Origin of the sequence: Aquimarina sp. 2-A2 (assembly GCF_045505135.1) — a bacterium.
Taxonomy (GTDB): Bacteria; Bacteroidota; Bacteroidia; order Flavobacteriales; family Flavobacteriaceae; genus Aquimarina; species Aquimarina intermedia.
In genome coordinates, this window is sequence record NZ_JBJKFI010000006.1 from 231,028 (window position 1) to 249,179 (window position 18,152).

Annotated in this window: 15 protein-coding genes; 4 read left to right on the forward strand and 11 right to left on the reverse strand. The window is 36.1% G+C overall.

The features are described 5' to 3' along the window. Positions 1-5 precede the first annotated feature (5 nt). The 7 genes from ACJRPK_RS14650 to ACJRPK_RS14680 form a co-directional block, all read right to left on the reverse strand. Complete coding sequence (locus ACJRPK_RS14650; protein WP_407141054.1) at positions 6-1,127, reverse strand: imelysin family protein; 1,122 nt, start codon at positions 1,125-1,127, stop codon at positions 6-8. A gap of 106 nt (positions 1,128-1,233) precedes the next feature. Further along, complete coding sequence (locus ACJRPK_RS14655; protein WP_407141056.1) at positions 1,234-2,475, reverse strand: DUF4856 domain-containing protein; 1,242 nt, start codon at positions 2,473-2,475, stop codon at positions 1,234-1,236. A 158-nt stretch (positions 2,476-2,633) separates the two neighbouring features. After that, complete coding sequence (locus ACJRPK_RS14660) at positions 2,634-3,095, reverse strand: heme-binding domain-containing protein (RefSeq protein WP_407141057.1); 462 nt, start codon at positions 3,093-3,095, stop codon at positions 2,634-2,636. Positions 3,096-3,109: 14 nt separating this feature from the next. Beyond that, positions 3,110-3,976, reverse strand: a complete 867-nt coding sequence (locus tag ACJRPK_RS14665) for a hydroxymethylglutaryl-CoA lyase (protein WP_407141059.1) — start codon at positions 3,974-3,976, stop codon at positions 3,110-3,112. Positions 3,977-4,024: 48 nt separating this feature from the next. Further along, positions 4,025-4,651 (reverse strand): LysE family translocator, encoded by a 627-nt coding sequence (locus ACJRPK_RS14670; RefSeq protein WP_407141061.1) that lies wholly within the window; start codon positions 4,649-4,651, stop codon positions 4,025-4,027. A gap of 19 nt (positions 4,652-4,670) precedes the next feature. Then, complete coding sequence (locus ACJRPK_RS14675; protein WP_407141063.1) at positions 4,671-5,702, reverse strand: quinone-dependent dihydroorotate dehydrogenase; 1,032 nt, start codon at positions 5,700-5,702, stop codon at positions 4,671-4,673. Between the two features lie 116 nt (positions 5,703-5,818). Then, positions 5,819-8,698, reverse strand: a complete 2,880-nt coding sequence (locus ACJRPK_RS14680; RefSeq protein ID WP_407141065.1) for a TonB-dependent receptor — start codon at positions 8,696-8,698, stop codon at positions 5,819-5,821. Positions 8,699-8,816: 118 nt separating this feature from the next. On the opposite strand from ACJRPK_RS14680, the gene pepT reads away from it, so the two are divergent. After that, complete coding sequence (gene pepT / locus ACJRPK_RS14685; RefSeq protein ID WP_407141066.1) at positions 8,817-10,091, forward strand: peptidase T; 1,275 nt, start codon at positions 8,817-8,819, stop codon at positions 10,089-10,091. Between the two features lie 78 nt (positions 10,092-10,169). Here pepT and yajC read toward each other — a convergent pair whose 3' ends face one another. The 4 genes from yajC to ACJRPK_RS14705 all read right to left on the reverse strand — a co-directional run bounded on the left by yajC (position 10,170) and on the right by ACJRPK_RS14705 (position 13,139). Next, the gene (gene yajC, locus ACJRPK_RS14690) at positions 10,170-10,469 is read right to left on the reverse strand and encodes a preprotein translocase subunit YajC (RefSeq protein ID WP_148782951.1); all 300 of its coding nucleotides are present in this window, start codon (positions 10,467-10,469) and stop codon (positions 10,170-10,172) included. A 9-nt stretch (positions 10,470-10,478) separates the two neighbouring features. Further along, on the reverse strand, positions 10,479-10,958 hold the full coding sequence (locus tag ACJRPK_RS14695; RefSeq protein WP_148782952.1) for a DUF1573 domain-containing protein: 480 nt from the start codon (positions 10,956-10,958) through the stop codon (positions 10,479-10,481). 49 nt (positions 10,959-11,007) lie between these two features. After that, positions 11,008-11,901: a transcription antitermination factor NusB gene (nusB, locus tag ACJRPK_RS14700; RefSeq protein WP_407141068.1), complete on the reverse strand. Its 894-nt coding sequence runs from the start codon at positions 11,899-11,901 to the stop codon at positions 11,008-11,010. Between the two features lie 134 nt (positions 11,902-12,035). Then, positions 12,036-13,139: a Glu/Leu/Phe/Val family dehydrogenase gene (locus ACJRPK_RS14705; RefSeq protein WP_407141070.1), complete on the reverse strand. Its 1,104-nt coding sequence runs from the start codon at positions 13,137-13,139 to the stop codon at positions 12,036-12,038. 140 nt (positions 13,140-13,279) lie between these two features. Between ACJRPK_RS14705 and ACJRPK_RS14710 the strand changes: the two genes are divergently transcribed. The 3 genes from ACJRPK_RS14710 to ACJRPK_RS14720 all read left to right on the forward strand — a co-directional run bounded on the left by ACJRPK_RS14710 (position 13,280) and on the right by ACJRPK_RS14720 (position 18,136). After that, positions 13,280-15,037 (forward strand): ABC transporter ATP-binding protein, encoded by a 1,758-nt coding sequence (locus ACJRPK_RS14710; RefSeq protein WP_407141072.1) that lies wholly within the window; start codon positions 13,280-13,282, stop codon positions 15,035-15,037. A gap of 77 nt (positions 15,038-15,114) precedes the next feature. Beyond that, entirely contained in the window at positions 15,115-15,513 is a 399-nt protein-coding gene (locus tag ACJRPK_RS14715) for a PUR family DNA/RNA-binding protein (protein WP_148782956.1), read from the forward strand. A gap of 106 nt (positions 15,514-15,619) precedes the next feature. After that, positions 15,620-18,136: a M14 family metallopeptidase gene (locus tag ACJRPK_RS14720; RefSeq protein WP_407141074.1), complete on the forward strand. Its 2,517-nt coding sequence runs from the start codon at positions 15,620-15,622 to the stop codon at positions 18,134-18,136. Positions 18,137-18,152: the final 16 nt, after the last annotated feature.

The following is an 18,152-nucleotide window of genomic DNA, read 5'->3' on the forward strand; positions in this document are numbered from 1 at the left end:
ACAACTTAATCCCCATCTGCATCTACAAAATCAACTCGTACAGAAAATGCTTGTAACATGTCAACCTTAAGAAAAACTACATTCTTTTGTAGCTCATCAAAAGTTTCGAGCATAGGTGTATTGTTAGTCTTTACCTGATCAGAAAAATCTTCATTTAAGCTAGAAGCTTTGGATCTGGACAGATCAAACTGATCATTTATTATTTGACTTAAGTCCTCTCCATTTTTAATTGTATTGAGAAAATCAAGGTAAGAACTAAAACTTGCCCCTGTGGTAGTACTTGCATAATGCTTACCATTAAAAAGATCTTGCATAGCAGACAAGTTCGCATTGAACAAAGTCTTAGAAAGATCCCCTTTATAAAATGCCTCTACTTTATTATCAAAAGTTTCAGTAGTAAACACTCCTGCAGGAATTCCGATTTTACCTGCTCTTAAATGTTTCTCATAATGAAAAATAAAATCGTTAACTAACTTATCCAAAGAACTAGTTGCCGATGACCCACTATTTGCTACAAAAGTATCACGATACCCATTAGTCCAGTCAGTGACTACAGCAGTTGTAAGCATATCCATTCTTTCTACTAAGTCGGTAAGATACTTTTTGTATTTAGCACCATCTGATGAGTTTACATAAAACTCAACCGTACCAGTGTTGGTGTCAGATAAACCATTAATAAGATAATCCAGCGCTGCAAACCCTTGCTCATCTTGTTGAGAGACTGTGGTAAGATCATAAGAACCAGCACTGATGTTTGCTTCGATACCAACTGTATTTGTTGGATACACATTCATGAAATTTCTGTACGAAAGCTCTTCTGCTTTACCAATTTCGTACATACTAACGGTTTGCCAGCTTATATAGGCCTCTGACCACGCCGATCTAAGGTTAAGAAGCGTATTCTCATTAGCACTTGCAACAAAATCAGCTGTAGTAGTCTTTAACACAGCCATATCGGATGCAAAATTCTGATAAGCTGGTATTACAATGTTATCCGCTATATTTATTAGCATTCCCTTTCTATCAAAGGCATCCTTTCCTGTTACCTGCTCTTCATTATCATCTCCACTGGAACAAGCTGATAAAAACAAAACAGCTGTAAGGATGGAAAGCAAAAACTTCTTCATGTTATTTTTATTTATTCTTAATAAAGCTGTGCAAATGTAAAAAAAGAGGTTTAAATAATAATGAATTCAAACCTCTTTTTTTACATTTTATACTTTGTTTAATCTTTTAACTACCTGCTTCTTCCACTGTAAAATTAAATCGTGCAGCGATAGTTACAGAAATAGTTTCCAATACCTCTGGCGTTACCGTCCATAACCCATCTGTACCTCCTGCCATTTGAGTAAGTAATCCTTGGACTTCTGATCTGGTAAAGTATGGAGCGTTAGTCTCCGGGTTTCTTGTGAATTGTAAGCTATAGATAAAACCATATCCCTCTGACAAATCATGAAACACCGCAGCATAATCTACTGTAGGATTCGAAAGAAGGTTTTTTCCTTGTTGTAAATAATAGACCGCTCTTATCGCGATTACTTCGGATAGTTTTTCTCTGATAATATCAGCTTGTTGATCTCTAACGGTATATTCTTTGGCAACTATAGCCGCTCTTCCTAATTTGAATGCATTATAAATCTCGGTAGCAATTCCGGTAAAATCCGAATCACTTTCAACTCTGCTCAAATATTTGCTTAAAAAATTATCATCGCCAGCTTTTCCCTCTCCGATAATATTTGCATTTGGAGTTGCTGGGGTATTAGAAGCACCATATACATAACCATACGCTTCATCCCACTTATGTTCCATCGTAGTATAGCTCTTGCCTTCCACTACAACTTCGTCATTGTTATTGGTAATATTATCTGCCTCATCTAAAACAGCAGTACCCAAATAATTATTTAGGGCTTGATCAGTCATTAACGCTCCGATCAAACTTTTGGCAAAAATCTGATTCAACTCTAATCCTTTAGCATTCACGTAACGATTGGATCCTCCTCCTGCTTCTTGCAAAACACCGGCAGCACCAGCGGTAGCTGTAGTATTCCAATTTGGAAAAACCTCATCAACCTGACTTTTTATCCACCCATCAAACTCAGCTTTGATAGCAGTCGCCTCGGTTGTATTTGCAGAAAAATAGTCCCTAGATGCTGCAGTTTTACTACGAACACTTTTATCAGAAGCATTTAGCGTTGCTTCAGAAAAATCATTAGCCCCTTCTATATGAGCAAACATTGCATCTAATTGTTCTTCGGTAAGCGCAGTATTCTTGAGAGCACTTACAAGTTCTTCGGACATTGCTATCCTAGTAGTTTGTCCACTAAAACTTACTGTACTTTTTCCGTTACGCTCAAAAACGTATGTGGCAGGTTCTTCAATTTGATTCATTGGAGTAGCGTCATCATCGTTTGAACATGAGCTTAAAGCGAGTACTCCTGATACACAGATTACATTAAAAATACGGTTGATTTTCATTCTTCTTTATTTAGACTTAATTTAAATAGCTAATTATTCAGCTGCAAATATATTCATCAAAATGGATTTGTCAAACTTTATTTGTAATAAATCTAAATAAAATTAATGTTAAGTCTACATACATATGGAGACCTTCAAAAAAGATGCATTGTAAACTCTTAAAGCTCTGCAGCGTACTTAGCTCTTAAACTTTTAGTCCATTCAATCAACAGCTCTTTATCCTCTTCATTTAAATTCCCATGTAGCCAAGTGTATGAGTCTAAAGGCATCTCACCCTCTTCTACTTCTTCTATTAATTCATCTAACTTGTGATCTCTCTTCTTAATAGAATAGCTTTCCCATGCTGAAACGTTAAAGTGTTCTTTTCCTTCTTCTACATGATCCGCTAACCAGTAAGAAATTGGTGCAATCTCAGCATACCATGGATAGGTAGTTTGATTACTATGGCAATCGTAACAATTATTTTTGAGAATAGTTTTTATTTTATTCGAAGGCTGTGTGTCTTTTTCAAAAAAAGCTACCGATTCATATCCAGATTCATTTTTATCGAATCGTATGAATTGCATAATAATCAGAACCCCCACAAGAAGTAATCCTATACTTTTTAAAATTTTCTTCATTTTATTATATATAATTAATGGTATTTACTAAAAATTTTTGTTGCCTCATTATGACTTGATTCAAAACTCAACATTTTTACATTTGTATCAGCCTTTACACTGGTAAAGTAAGACAACATACGCTCTGTCGGCATATTACCGGTCAGATCATCCTTTGCCATGGGACAGCCTCCAAATCCTTGAATTGCTCCATCAAATCTTCGACACCCTGATTGATAAGCTGCATTAACTTTTTCAAACCATTTATCCGGTGTAGTATGCAAATGAGCGCCAAACTCTATCGATGGGTATCTCGGAATCAAATTAGAGAACAAATATTCGATAATTTCGGGTGAAGAGGTCCCAACAGTATCTGATAAAGAAAGAATCTCAACGCCCATCTTACTTAATTTTTCTGTCCATTCTCCTACAATATCGACATCCCAGGGGTCCCCATACGGATTTCCAAATCCCATAGAGAGATACGCAACCACTTTCTTATTTGCTTGATCCGCTATGTTGAGAATTTCTTGTAATATTTCAATAGATTGTGCTATTGTTTTATGCGTATTACGCATTTGAAAATTTTCTGAAATTGAAAAAGGATAACCTAAATACTTAATCTCCGGATGCTCTGCCGCATCCTTTGCTCCTCTAACATTTGCCACAATGGCTAATAACTTACTTTCTGTCTTCGATAAATCCAACTTAGAAAGCACTTCTGCCGTATCTACCATTTGCGGAATTGCCTTAGGCGAAACAAAACTACCAAAATCTATAGTATCAAAACCGCAGCGTAGTAAGGATTGAATATACTGTACCTTTAGATCGGTGGGTATGAAATCTCTGATTCCTTGCATTGCATCCCGGGGACATTCAATAATTTTGACTTTTTCGATCATATAAACACTACGTCGTTTAAGTTTTTATTAAGCACTATAAAAGTAAGGTTATTTTTCTGATAGGAGAATAAAAATTCCAATAGCTACAAAAACAATAATTTGAACCCACTTGAGAATTAATCCAATTTTTTTTGACTGTTTTAGATAGCTCGCAATATAATCTGCTAAAATAGCAATGAGCGCAAATACTACAAATGAAACGCAAACAAAAATTCCACCCAACACATAAAACTGTATTACAGTATTCAAGTGATCACTGAATAAAAATGCAGGAAAAAATGCAAGAAAAAATATAGAAACCTTTGGGTTCAATACATTCATTATAAATCCTTGCCTGAATAGTTGCAATGGATTTTTTTTGGCAACCGTATTCGATTGTAGTTCGATGCTACTATCTGCCTTATAAACTTGAAATGCCAGGAAAAACAAATAACATGCCCCAAAAATTTTGATGATCAAAAAAAGTGCATCGCTTTGCTTGATAAGAGTTGACATCCCAAAAGCCACCAAGGTGGTATGCACAATGCAGCCTGTCATCAAACCGGCTACGGTAGCCAACCCATATTTTTTACCATTAACTACACTCTGTAGTAAAACAAATATATTATCGGGTCCCGGGGTTATGGCAAGTATTGATGTTGCAACCACAAAGGTGTATAGAAGTTCATAGTTCATATCAGCTATCTTTGAGCTACTATTCCTTAATTCGAGCTAATAAACTTTTATTAATATCTTTAATCAGCTTTGGGCCCTCGTAAATAAAACCAGTATATAACTGAACCAAACATGCACCCGCATCCAATTTTTCTAAGGCATCCTGAGCAGAGTGAATACCTCCTACACCAATAATTGGAAATGCTTTTTCACTCTTTGAGGACAAAAAGCGAATTACCTCGGTGGATCGATCTTTTAAAGGTTTACCACTAAGCCCTCCCATCTCTTTTGTCAAAGCTTTATCAGCATGCAACCCATCTCTTGAAATTGTAGTATTGGTTGCGATTACTCCGGCTATTTTGGTTGTCGTTACAATCTCAATAATATCCATTAACTGATCGTCAGTAAGATCCGGTGCTATCTTTAGTAGGATAGGTTTTTGCTTGGATTTTGCATTATTCTTAGCCTGCAGCGTATTGAGCAATGCCATCAACGGCTCTTTATCTTGTAAAGCTCTTAGATTAGGTGTGTTTGGTGAACTTACATTGACCACAAAATAGTCAACAACATCAAACAAAGCCTCAAAGCAAATTACATAGTCATTTACGGCTTCTTCATTGGGAGTTATTTTATTTTTTCCAATATTCCCACCAATCAGAACTCCTTTATTTTTCCTAAGACGTTTTACAGCATCTTCGACACCGCCATTATTGAAACCCATACGATTTATGATAGCCTGGTCTTTTTTCAGACGAAATAATCTCTTTTTTGGATTCCCTTCTTGTGGTTTTGGAGTTAATGTACCTATCTCAACAAAGCCGAAACCAAAATCTGATAACTCATTAAATAATTTGGCATCTTTATCAAAACCCGCTGCTAAGCCCACCGGGTTATCAAACGTCAGTCCAAAAATTTCCTTTTGAAGCCGCTTATCTTTAACTCTATATATCTTTTTAATTATTTTTGAAACTAAAGGTATTCGAAATAAACTTTTGATCATTCTGAAGGTGAAGTGATGTACGTTTTCAGGATCGTAGTTAAAAAGTATCGGACGAAGAATAGTTTTATACATAAAGTTATTTTGATCAAGCAAAAGTAGTGCTTTAGTGCGAAAACCGAAACTTATCATTAAAAAAGCCCACTACCCAAATAGGCAGCAGGCATTTATACCGTAGTATTTTGTTTGCTTTATTTTAAAATAAAATTTAATCGCGCAAATACAAATCTTCCTCCAATACCAAATTGTTGCGCACGTCTGGACCAATCAAACCTACCACTACTTCTATTATCAAACGCCGGATCCGCTCTATCCGGATAAATGTCAAATAAATTATTAGCACCTATTGTCACCGTGAGCGATTCTGAGGCCTTATACCCCAATGAAAGGTCGGTCACTATTTTACTACCAAAATCCTGCTGACGTTCCACAAATGTAGATGCTTCGGTTACCTCACCAAAGTACACATTCCGAAGAAAGACATTAAATGTATCTGTAGTCAAGCTGTTAGATAGATTAATTTTAGTTCTTGGCACCGCTTCTTCCAGATAAACACGACTATCTTCTGGGAAGTAGGTTTCCACTTTATTTGCCCTTCGCAATACATCTGAAGCATTAATATCTCCTACTTGTCTGGTTTGCGATAAAGTAGCAGCCAAATCAGATTTTAACTCCATCGTTGCTCCCAAACTCGCTTTATGCGTTAAGACGATATCTAATCCCTTGGACTCTGTATCAATAGCATTTGCAAAAAATGATGCAGCTGTTGCATTTGCCTGTGCCAATAGTCGATCCAATTCACTATCCGTCCCGGGACCCTCAAACTGTCCCGTATACACAATACGATCGTCGATAGTTACAAAATATCCATCTACTGTTACTGATAAATTTAAGCTTGGTATTTTAGCCGTGAGACCTATACTAATACTTTGGGAAGTTTCTTCTTTCAATTCTGGAATTCCGAGTAGTTCGGCAGCCCGGCTATCATTGGTAAACGTTCCTACTTCTTGAGGGTTCCCCGAATTATCAAATATTGTAGAGGTAGAATTAAAATTAAGCTGATGCAGGGAGGGTGCTCTAAACCCTGTATTCGCAGCAGCTCTTAAATTAATATCTTCTGTCAATTTATAACGTGTTGCCACTTTAAAATTTATAGTCGATCCAAAATCACTGTAGTTTTCATAGCGGGTGGCAAAACTGAGCAACCATTTTTCGGTAAAGTCCGCTTCTATATCCAGATATCCCGCAATACTGGTTCTGTCTCGGGAGAGTTCATTAGCCGGTGAAAAGCCCGGAAATACCTGAGAAGCTCCCGGACGGTTACGGCCAAAGAAATCTGTTGGCGGGGATTGCGATGAATTTGTAATTACATCGCCGTTATTATCATACTGAGCATAGGACTCTTCTTCACCTTCAGTAATTTCATAAACCTCCAGACGATGCTCTGCGCCAAAAGCCACATTGAGCCCCGCAAAGATATCTTCATAAAATTGAGTGATATCCAGATTGGTTGTATTTTGCAAAAATGAAAAACCCCCGGCATCAAAGGTAGTTGGCGTAGCATTGAGTAACGAGGCATTAGCCGTGTTTGTGATGGTGTATAGAAAACTATTTTTACCATACGTATTACTAAAATCTACTTCCCAATTATTAATTTTACCTCTCAATCCGATAGAAATAGACTGATCACTAATTTTCGAATTAATTTCTGGCAAAAAGCCATTGATATACACAGGAGTGTAGGTTCTACTTTGATTAGGCAACCTATAGAAACCCGCAGAATTCCCTTTTCGTGAACTTAAACCTGCAAAAGCATATAATTCTGTCTCATTATCATCCAGTGGTAAGGATATATTTGCAAAAAAACGTCCACCACGAAGTCCAGACTGTCCAACACGCATATTATAATCACTGCGTTCTTGTCCACGAGCTTGTAATTCCTGTTCTGTAACATCGATATCCAGAATTGGTTGTAAATCTTCTAATGTAGCAGCGGATTGTATATCTGACTGAAGCTGAGTAGAAAAATAAGTTACCCGTTCTGCATAGCTCTTTATTTCAGTTAAATCTGTTTGCAACTCTTTTAGACTTACGTTATCCTTTGACGCTTCGTACTCGATAGCATTATAGCCATTAAAAATACCTCCCTCCCAAGCCTTCATTCTATTATAGGGTTCGCGGTAGTCAAAATCGCCGCTAAAATTAATAAACCCACCTTTCTCCCCTATTGGTAATCCATAACTTGCCGCAACGTTGACAGATTCACCATCGACACCTCCGGTTTGCTCTTCGGCATTACGAGAAACGTTTGCGCCAGTGGTTACTGTAAAATCAAGTTCGTTTACATCGTTTCTGAGTACTATATTAATAACCCCGGCAATAGCATCAGATCCGTATTGCGCTGCTGCACCATCACGCAAAACTTCAATTCTTTTGATCGCAACAGCTGGAATTGCATTAAGATCGGTCCCTACATTACCCCGACCAAAAGTACCATTTACATTGACCAATGAAGTAGTATGTCGCCGCTTCCCATTGATCAATACCAACACCTGATCCGGTCCAAGACCTCTTAAAGAAGCAGGGTCAATATGATCGGTACCATCTGATATGGTTTGCGTATTAGAGGAGAATGACGGTGCTACATAATTTAAGATTTGATTCAAGTTGACTTGAGGTGTAGCACTGGCGAGTTCTTTTATATCTAAAACATCAATCGGCACTGCAGTCTCCACAACGGTACGATTGGGGTTTCTGGTTCCTACAAGCACAATTTCATCCAAAGCAACTCCCGATTGCATGGTTACATTTATAACTGTGCCTGTGATAAGTTTTTCTTGTGTTTCAAATCCTACATACGAGAAAACTAAAGTTTGCCCTTGTGCTGCCGTGATTGTATACTGTCCGTTAAAATCTGTAATCACTCCTGTTTCGGTATTCTTCAATATAACAGATACTCCGGGTAATGGCTGAGATTGATCATCCAAAACCGTTCCCGTTATTTCCTGTGCGTTACCGGTAATAGACAACCCAAAAGAAAACAGCAAGAACATTGCGTAAATTCTAAACATAGTTTTAATTTTGATTATTGATAATTTGTGATACCTAAAAATAAGACAAAATACTTAGTATATTGATTATCAATACTGTAATTATCTAAAAAAATAAGAATACTTTAAATAGTTCGCTATGAAACAGGATAAAATTGAAGATTTAACAACGATACGCATAGATAAAGAGAATTTAATCAACAGATTTATGCGCTATGTGGTTATCGATACAGAGAGTGACCCTAATAGCGATACCACGCCCAGTACAAAAAAACAATGGGATCTTGCAAATATGTTGGTTGAAGAATTAAAACACATTGGATTAACTGATGTTACTATTGATGAAAATGCTTATATCATGGCTACGCTGCCCAGCAATGTTGATCATAAAGTGCCTACTATTGGTTTTATTTCACATTTTGACACAACACCGGATTTTACCGGAGCCAATGTAAAGCCTCAGCGAATAGACGCATATGATGGAAAAGATATTATCTTAAATAAAAAAGAACAGATAATCCTTTCTCCAGATTATTTTGAAGATTTGAAACTTTATATTGGTCAAACACTTATTACTACTGATGGTACTACGTTGCTAGGTGCTGATGATAAAGCAGGAATTACAGAAATCATTTCTGCCGTAGAATATTTGGTTAATCACCCGGAAATTAAGCATGGTGATATTCGTATTGGTTTTACACCTGACGAAGAAATAGGAAGAGGAGCTCATAAGTTTGATGTCAAAAAATTTAATGCTGATTGGGCCTACACCATGGATGGAAGTCAAATTGGAGAACTAGAATATGAAAACTTTAATGCAGCCGGTGCTGTAGTTAAAATTAAGGGTAAAATTGTTCATCCGGGATATGCAAAGGGAAAGATGGTTAATAGCATGTATATTGCCCAAGACTTCATCAATTCTTTACCACGACTAGAAACTCCTGAACATACCTCAGACAGACAAGGATTTTTTCATCTGCACCAAATGGAGGGTGATGTAGAAGAAACAACATTGCAGTACATTATAAGAGATCACGATAAGGAACATTTTGAAGCTAGAAAAGAAATGCTTAGTAAACTAGCTGGTGCATTAAATGAACAACATGGACAAGAAGTCATAACCGTCACTATAAAAGATCAGTATTACAATATGCGTGAAAAAGTTGCTCCTGTAATGCATATCGTAGACCTTGCGGAAGAAGCGATGAAATCTTTGGATATTACTCCGATCATAAAACCTATCCGAGGAGGAACAGACGGATCCCAATTAAGTTATATGGGACTTCCCTGTCCAAATATATTTGCAGGTGGGCATAATTTTCACGGGCGTTATGAGTATGTACCCGCAGAGAGCATGGTAAAAGCTACCGAAGTTATTATTAGGATTGCCGAACTTGCTGCAGGTAACAACTAAGCAACAAGTGACTAGTCATAAAAACAAAAGCGGAATAGTAATGTTACTATTCCGCTTTTTAATTCCTACTCTAAGTTATTATTTCTTTTTCTCTTCCTTTGGAGGAGCATTTAACTTTTGACTCATATCTAACGAAATCGCTGATTTGTCATACGTTAATTTACCTGATCCGGTTTCTATAATAACTGCATTATTTTTTTCACTGAAATCAAAAACTTTACCGTGTAACCCACTTTTGGTTACTATACGATCGCCTTTTTTAAGACTTTCAGAAAATTTTCTTTCCTTTTTTGCTTTTTGCATTTGCGGACGTATCATAAAGAAATACATCACTACAAAAATCAATATAAAAGGAGCAAATGATTGTAGTTGTTCCATAAATTTAAATTACTCGCTTACAGGAGTTCCGCTTACTGGTTGAGCTTTAGGTGTAACTAGAGCTTTAATCTTAATAACTTCTTTACCTGTCTCAGTATTTGCAGTAATTGTAACTGTTTTGTTTTGTTGGTTTGGTTTACCACTAGAGTTGAACTTAACTAACATTTCACCAGTTGCACCAGGAGCGATAGGCTCTGTTGGGTAACTTGGCACAGTACATCCACAACTACCTTTAGCGTTTACAATTACTAATGGCGTCTTACCAGTGTTTGTAAAAGAAAATGTATGCTCAACAACATCACCTTCATTTATAGTTCCAAAATCATGCTCAATTTCTGCAAATGTCATCACAGGAAATTCTGTGTTTTTTGCATCACGCTCTGCTGCGATCTCTACATTTTCTTCGTTAACTTTTTTCGTTGCATTATCTTTACAAGACACTATCGTCATAGCAAAAATACCAGCTAAAATTAAGATTCCTTTTTTCATTACTTGGGTTTTTAATTAATTTGGGTTAAAAATACTATTTTTTACTAAACTACATAAGTCCTCTTCCAACTTTCTGCAGCTTGCCGTTCTCTTGGTATTCTTTTGAAATTTTATCCAAAATACCGTTGATAAATATACTACTTTTTGGAGTACTATACTCCTTAGCTATTTCAAGATATTCGTTGATGGTTACCTTTACCGGAATCGAAGGAAATTTTACAAACTCGCAGATAGCCATATTGATAATTGCCTTATCGAGCTCTGCAATTCTGTCCTTATCCCAGTTTGGTGTTCTACCATCAATTTCTTTGCCAAATTCTTCACCATTCAAACAAGTTTTTCTAAAAATATCTATCGCAAACCTCCTGTCATCGTGATCTTTATATAAATCAGGCAGCGATAAACTCTCAGTGTGCGTAGGCTTTATTTTACGCAATGTTTTAAGAATAGCTGTGTTTACCAGAGGTAAGTCGTCCACCCAGGTTAGTCGTTTGTCTTCGTAATAATCAAACAACTTTTCATTTGGAGCTATGACTTCTTTAAAAATTGCTAGTAGAAAGTCCTTATCTTCTTTAAAAGAACTCAGGGTAGTACGCATATATTCTTTGTAAATGTCACTCTCCTTGATAGCTTCCCAAAGAATTACAACATACTCACTGTCTAACTCCCAACAATTGAGCTTCTTTTTCTCCATGATAGTTTTAAGCTCTTCATTTTTATTTAAAAGCAGTAAAACTTCATTATTTACAAATTTGGTGTTTGGATTTTTATCTTCAGAGGTAGCCAGATATTTCTTTTTACTTTTAGAAAGAAAATCCTCGGCGTGTTTTCTGATCTCTACCAGAAGTTGAAGATTAATTAGGAATAGATCATACATCTGATCAATACTGAAAAGAAGAAATTTCTCTTCTTTAATTAGGTCATCGCTTTGCGTCTGCTCCATAGAATAGAGTGACTGCATTACCTTAACTCGAATATGTCTTCTGGTCAACATAGAAAATTACAAAGAACTTAACATTAATAAGGCGAAAGCGTCGTTGCTTTCGCCTTGCAAAAATAGTATTATTTTTTATCTACTTATCTTAAATTCTCTTTTTTTCTATTCTCTATTCTTTCCTCAGCAATTCGCATTGCAGCAGCATTTGTTGTAATGTTGGCTTCTTGAGCTTTAGAAAGAATCTCTAAGGTTGTATTATAAATATTTTCTGTTTTAGTCATAATCTGACCTCTACCATAACCTTCAATTTCAGCATATACATTTATAATACCTCCTGCATTAATCAAGAAATCTGGAGCATACACTATTCCCTTTTGTTGCAATAAAGCCCCATGTACACCCTCTACAGCTAACTGATTGTTTGCTGCCCCGGCGATAACTTTAACATTTAGCTTATTAATTGTATCGTCATTTATAGTAGCTCCCAGAGCACAAGGTGCATAAATATCCGCTGTTTCAGCATACAAATCTGATCCTCTGTAAATATCAGCTCCGTACTTTTTACTTACTTCTTGCAAACGTTCTTCATTAATATCGCTAATAATAACATTAGCATCTTCTTCTTTTGCCAAGCGTACCAATTCTTCGCCTACATGACCAATACCTTGAACCAAAATGCGTTTTCCTGATAAGGCATCATTTCCGTACGCATATTTTGTAGCAGCTTTCATCCCCATATATACTCCATAAGCTGTAACAGGAGAAGGATTTCCCGCACCTCCTTTGGATTCAGAAATACCGGTAACATACGGTGTTACTTCACGTACAGTATCCATATCAGATGTTTCCATCCCAATATCCTCGGCAGTATAGTATTTTCCTCCTAAGGTATCTACAAATTTCCCAAAACGTCTCATGAGTTCAGGCGTCTTAATTAATTTTGGGTCTCCTATGATTACTGCTTTTCCTCCTCCGAGGTTTAAGCCGGTAATCGCAGATTTATAAGTCATCCCTCTCGATAATCGTAGCACATCATTTAGGGCATCCCACTCAGTTTGATAATCATACATTCTAGTCCCACCCAAAGCAGGCCCTAAAACTGTGTTATGCACACCAATTATTGCCTTTAAACCTGTATCTTTGTCCTGACAAAAAACAATTTGTTCGTGATCATTAAAAGATAGCTGACCAAACACAGGAGCTTCTTTTTTTAATTGATTTGCAGTAAGCACTTCAGTCGTCATTTTTGGAAATTTTAAATGGTTACAATTAAATTATAATCAAAATTAGGCTGCTAAAATAACTTATTTTTACGAATGTATGTTTTATCATAGCACAATTTTAAGAATATGTCAATAAATATTTTCAATAATACCTACATCATATGCGTGCATTAAGGCATTTAAATAAATATTTCCGCAAATATAAATCACGCTTAATTATTGGCTTGATTATTACAATAATAGCCAGAATCTTTGCTATAGCGGTTCCAAAATTCATAGGAGATTCAGTTGATGTAGTTGATTTGTATCTAAAAAATGAAATACAGGATTTAGAACTGGTGAAGGACGAATTAATCATGAATATTCTTTTAATTCTTGGATCCGTTCTCATCGCTGCGTTTTTTACTTTTTTAATGCGACAAACATTTATCGTAGTATCAAGACATATCGAATACGACCTGAAAAACGAAGTATATCGACACTATGAACGTCTTTCTTTAAATTTTTATAAAAAAAATCGTACCGGAGATTTAATGAATCGTATTAGTGAAGATGTTGGTAAAGTTAGAATGTACGTTGGACCGGCAATAATGTACAGCGTCAATACTGTTACCCTGTTTGTAGTGGTTATCGGCTATATGGCCAGTATCGCTCCAGAACTTACACTCTATACAGTTGCCCCGTTACCAATATTATCACTTTCCATTTATAAGTTGAGTGTTGCTATCCATAAACGAAGTACCATTGTACAACAGTACCTATCCAAATTAACCACCTTTACACAGGAATCATTTAGTGGTATAACTGTCATCAAAGCTTATGGTATTGAAGCGCAAACTCAAGATAACTTTACCGAATTATCAGATCAGAATAAGGATAAAAATATTGACCTGGCTAAAGTGCAAGCACTATTTTTTCCATTGATGGTATTATTAATCGGGCTTAGTAATTTGATCGTAATATATATTGGCGGAAGACAATATATTGATGGGACTATTACTGAACTTGGCGTAATTGTAGAATTCATTATTTTTGTCAATATGCTCACGTGGCCTGTAGCAACAGTAGGATGGGTTACCTCTATTGTCCAACAGGCTGAAGCTTCTCAAGTACGTATCAACGAATTTTTGAGTCAGGAACCAGAAATCGTAAATCATGTAAAGCACACTACACCCATACATGGAAACATTATTTTTGACAATGTGACTTTTACATATGATGATACTAATATTACCGCGTTAAAAGGAATTAATCTTAATGTCAAACGCGGTGAGACTTTGGCAATTATCGGTAAAACAGGATCTGGAAAATCAACTATCTTGGATTTAATAGGTAGACTCTACGATGTTTCCACTGGTGAGATACGTATTGATAACACAAAAATTGATAAATTAAACCTTACGGATCTAAGAGAAAATATTGGGTATGTACCACAGGACGCTTTCTTGTTTAGTGATTCGATTAAGAATAATATAAGTTTTGGAAAAGAAGATGCCAGCCAAGAAGAAATTGAAGCCGCTGCAAGAAAAGCGGTAGTACATTCAAATATTACTAATTTTAGTAAAGGATATGAAACCGTACTTGGTGAACGAGGAATTACACTTTCAGGAGGTCAAAAACAGCGTGTATCAATCGCCAGAGCGATCATAAAAGATCCGGCTATCTTGTTATTTGATGATTGTCTATCTGCGGTAGATACCGAAACCGAAGAACAAATTTTATCCAATCTCAACAAAATAACAAAAAACAAAACCACATTTATTGTAAGTCATCGTATCTCAACTGTTAAGAATGCAGATCAAATAATTGTTTTGGACGAGGGAAAAATAATACAGCAAGGATCTCATAACCAGCTTTTAAACACTGATGGTTACTATAAAAAATTGTATTTAAAACAATTAAGCGAAAAAGAAATTTGAGTTTTTGTTGCGCGATTAACATTTTTTTTGGATTTTTGAATTCATCATACTATACTAATTAATTAAGAAATAGGATTATGAGTGACCATGAAATGATGGAGAAAGAAGAAATTTTCTCAAAAGTCTTAAGAGCAGGACGAAGAACATATTTCTTTGACGTAAGAGCCACAAAAGCAGGAGATTATTATCTAACTATAACAGAAAGTAAAAAGTTCACCAACGACGATGGATCTTTTCACTACAAAAAGCATAAGATCTATTTATACAAAGAAGATTTTGCCGGTTTCACTGAGATTCTAAATGAAATGACCGACTTTGTTATCAATGAAAAAGGTGAAGAAGTAATTAGTGAAAGACATCAAAAAGATTATCAAAAATCACAAGACCAAGAAGTCTATACTTCAAAAGAAAATGGTAAAATAGCCACTGCAGCATCTGCTGAAAGCTTTACCGATGTGAGTTTTGACGATATATAAACTCAGATTGTCTTAAAAAAATTCAAAAACCGTTTCCTGAAAGAAACGGTTTTTTTTAGGTCCTAAAATAAGTATCTTGCCCTCGTAACTTTATAAAACTACTCCCATGTTAAGAAACAGTTTGCTTCTCGTGTTTTTTATTGCAAATTTTTTAACTGCACAAAAGCAATTGTCTCTGGATTATTATTTATCTGATACTGACATTAGTTACAATCCTGAGATCCCTAAGCCACAAGACATATTGGGATATATCCCCGGAGAATGGCATGTTACACATGATAAGTTAGTCGAATACATGCGTGTGCTGGCGAATGTTTCTCCACGGATCACGCTAGAGAACAGAGGGACAACGTATGAAAACCGCCCGTTGCTATTATTAACTATCACTTCTGAACAAAATCATAGTAATATTGCATCAATTCAACAAAAGCATGTAGAGGGAGTTCACCAAAAACTAACGGATGCAATCATTGACGATATGCCGGTGGTTGTTTATCAGGGCTTCTCCATACACGGCAATGAACCTAGTGGATCAAATGCTGCTTTGTTATTAGCTTACCATCTGGCTGCAGCTGAAGGAAAGGCTATCAACGAACTCTTATCCAACGTAGTAATTTTATTAGATCCCTCATTCAATCCGGATGGACTGCAACGTTTTGCCAGCTGGGTAAATGCTAACAAAAACAAAAACATAACCCCTGATTCTCAGGATAGAGAATATAATGAAACTTGGCCAGGGGGTCGTACAAACCACTATTGGTTTGACATGAATCGTGATTGGCTACCCGTACAACTACCCGAATCCCGCGCCAGAATAACAACTTTTCATAATTGGTATCCCAATATACTTACCGATCACCATGAGATGGGTACTAATAGCACGTTTTTCTTTCAACCGGGTATCCCTTCCCGTACACATCCGCTTACGCCTGCCAAAAATCAAGAACTAACCAGAGAAATTGGAAATTATCACGCCGCTGCTTTGGATAAGATTGGCTCTCTATATTATACCGAAGAGAATTTTGATGATTTTTACTATGGCAAAGGCTCAACCTTTCCTGATATTCATGGAAGTGTCGGTATTCTATTCGAGCAAGCAAGCTCGAGAGGACATGCGCAGACTAGTGATAATGGGATTATCACCTTTCCTTTTACAATCAGAAATCAACTGACTGCTGCACTATCAACTCTAAAAGCAGCAAATAGTATGCGGGTATCCTTACTAAGCTACCAAAATGATTTTTATACCGGTTCAGATAAAAATAACCTCAAGGGATATTATGTTTTTGGTAATGAGAAGGACGCTGCGTCTACCAATGCATTAGCTGATATATTAGACGCACATAAAATTGAGTTTTACAACTTAACAAAAAATGAATCTTATAACGACATCTCCTTTAAAAAAGGGAATAGCTATATAGTGCCTAAAAATCAAAGACAACATAAACTGATTGAGGCGATTTTTGAAAAAAGAACTAGTTTCAAGGACAGTCTTTTTTACGATGTTTCCGCATGGACACTGCCTCTGGCATTTAATCAGCAGTATACGGAGGTATCCAAAAATATTAAGCCCGGAACCAAAGTAGATTCAGTCAATAATAAAATTACCGAAATTTCCTCAGCCAGCGCGTATGGTTACGTTATGGAATGGCATGAATATTACACTCCTAAGGTGCTCTATCAAATTATGAATAAAGGCTTGCGTGCAAAAGTTGGTATGCAACCCTTTACTATCAAAAATAAAACGTACGATTACGGAAGTGTATTCATTCCTGTACAAAATCAAAAGCTAACACAATCAGAGCTCTTTGAGTTTCTAAATACATTATCAGCAAAAAATCATGTTCAAATTGATCCTGTTACCACCGGACTAACAACAGGGATAGATCTGGGAAGTTCCAAATTTAAACCTCTCAAAAAACCTACTGTTGCAATGTTAGTGGGCGAAGGTATTACTCCGTATGATGCAGGTGAGATATGGCATTTGTTAGATCAACGTTTTGATATACCTTTAAATAAGATTGAACTTTCAAGTTTAGAAAATAGCACGCTTACAGACTATTCACATCTTATAATCCCAAATAGTAAAACAGAATCGTTTACTAAATCACAAGAGGAAAAATTGAAAAATTGGGTAAAAAACGGAGGAACTCTAATTGGTTTTAGAAACACCGCTGAAGTTTTCAATGCTTGGAAACTTTTAGATTTGAACTTTCTTAAGCCTGATAATATTGCAAAAAACATTTCATTTGAACAGAAAGATGATTTCTCTGGAGCTCAAAATATAGGTGGTGCTATTTTTGAAGCACAATTAGACCGCTCGCATCCCATTAATTTTGGATACCATACAAAAAAGCTAGCACTATTTCGTAACACAACACAATTTATCAAACCTGATAAAGAAAGCTTTAACAATCCAATTCAGTATACAGAAAAGCCATTGCTTAGTGGTTATATTAGCAAAAAAAATCTTGATAGCCTTGCGGGTACTGTTCCCTTCGTGCATAAAAAGGTTGAAAATGGTCGTGTAATTTTGTTTACCGATAATGTAAACTTCAGAGGCTTTTGGTATGGAACAAATAAGCTGATGATGAACGCTATTTTCTTTGATAAAGCTATGTAATCAGTATAGTTTATAA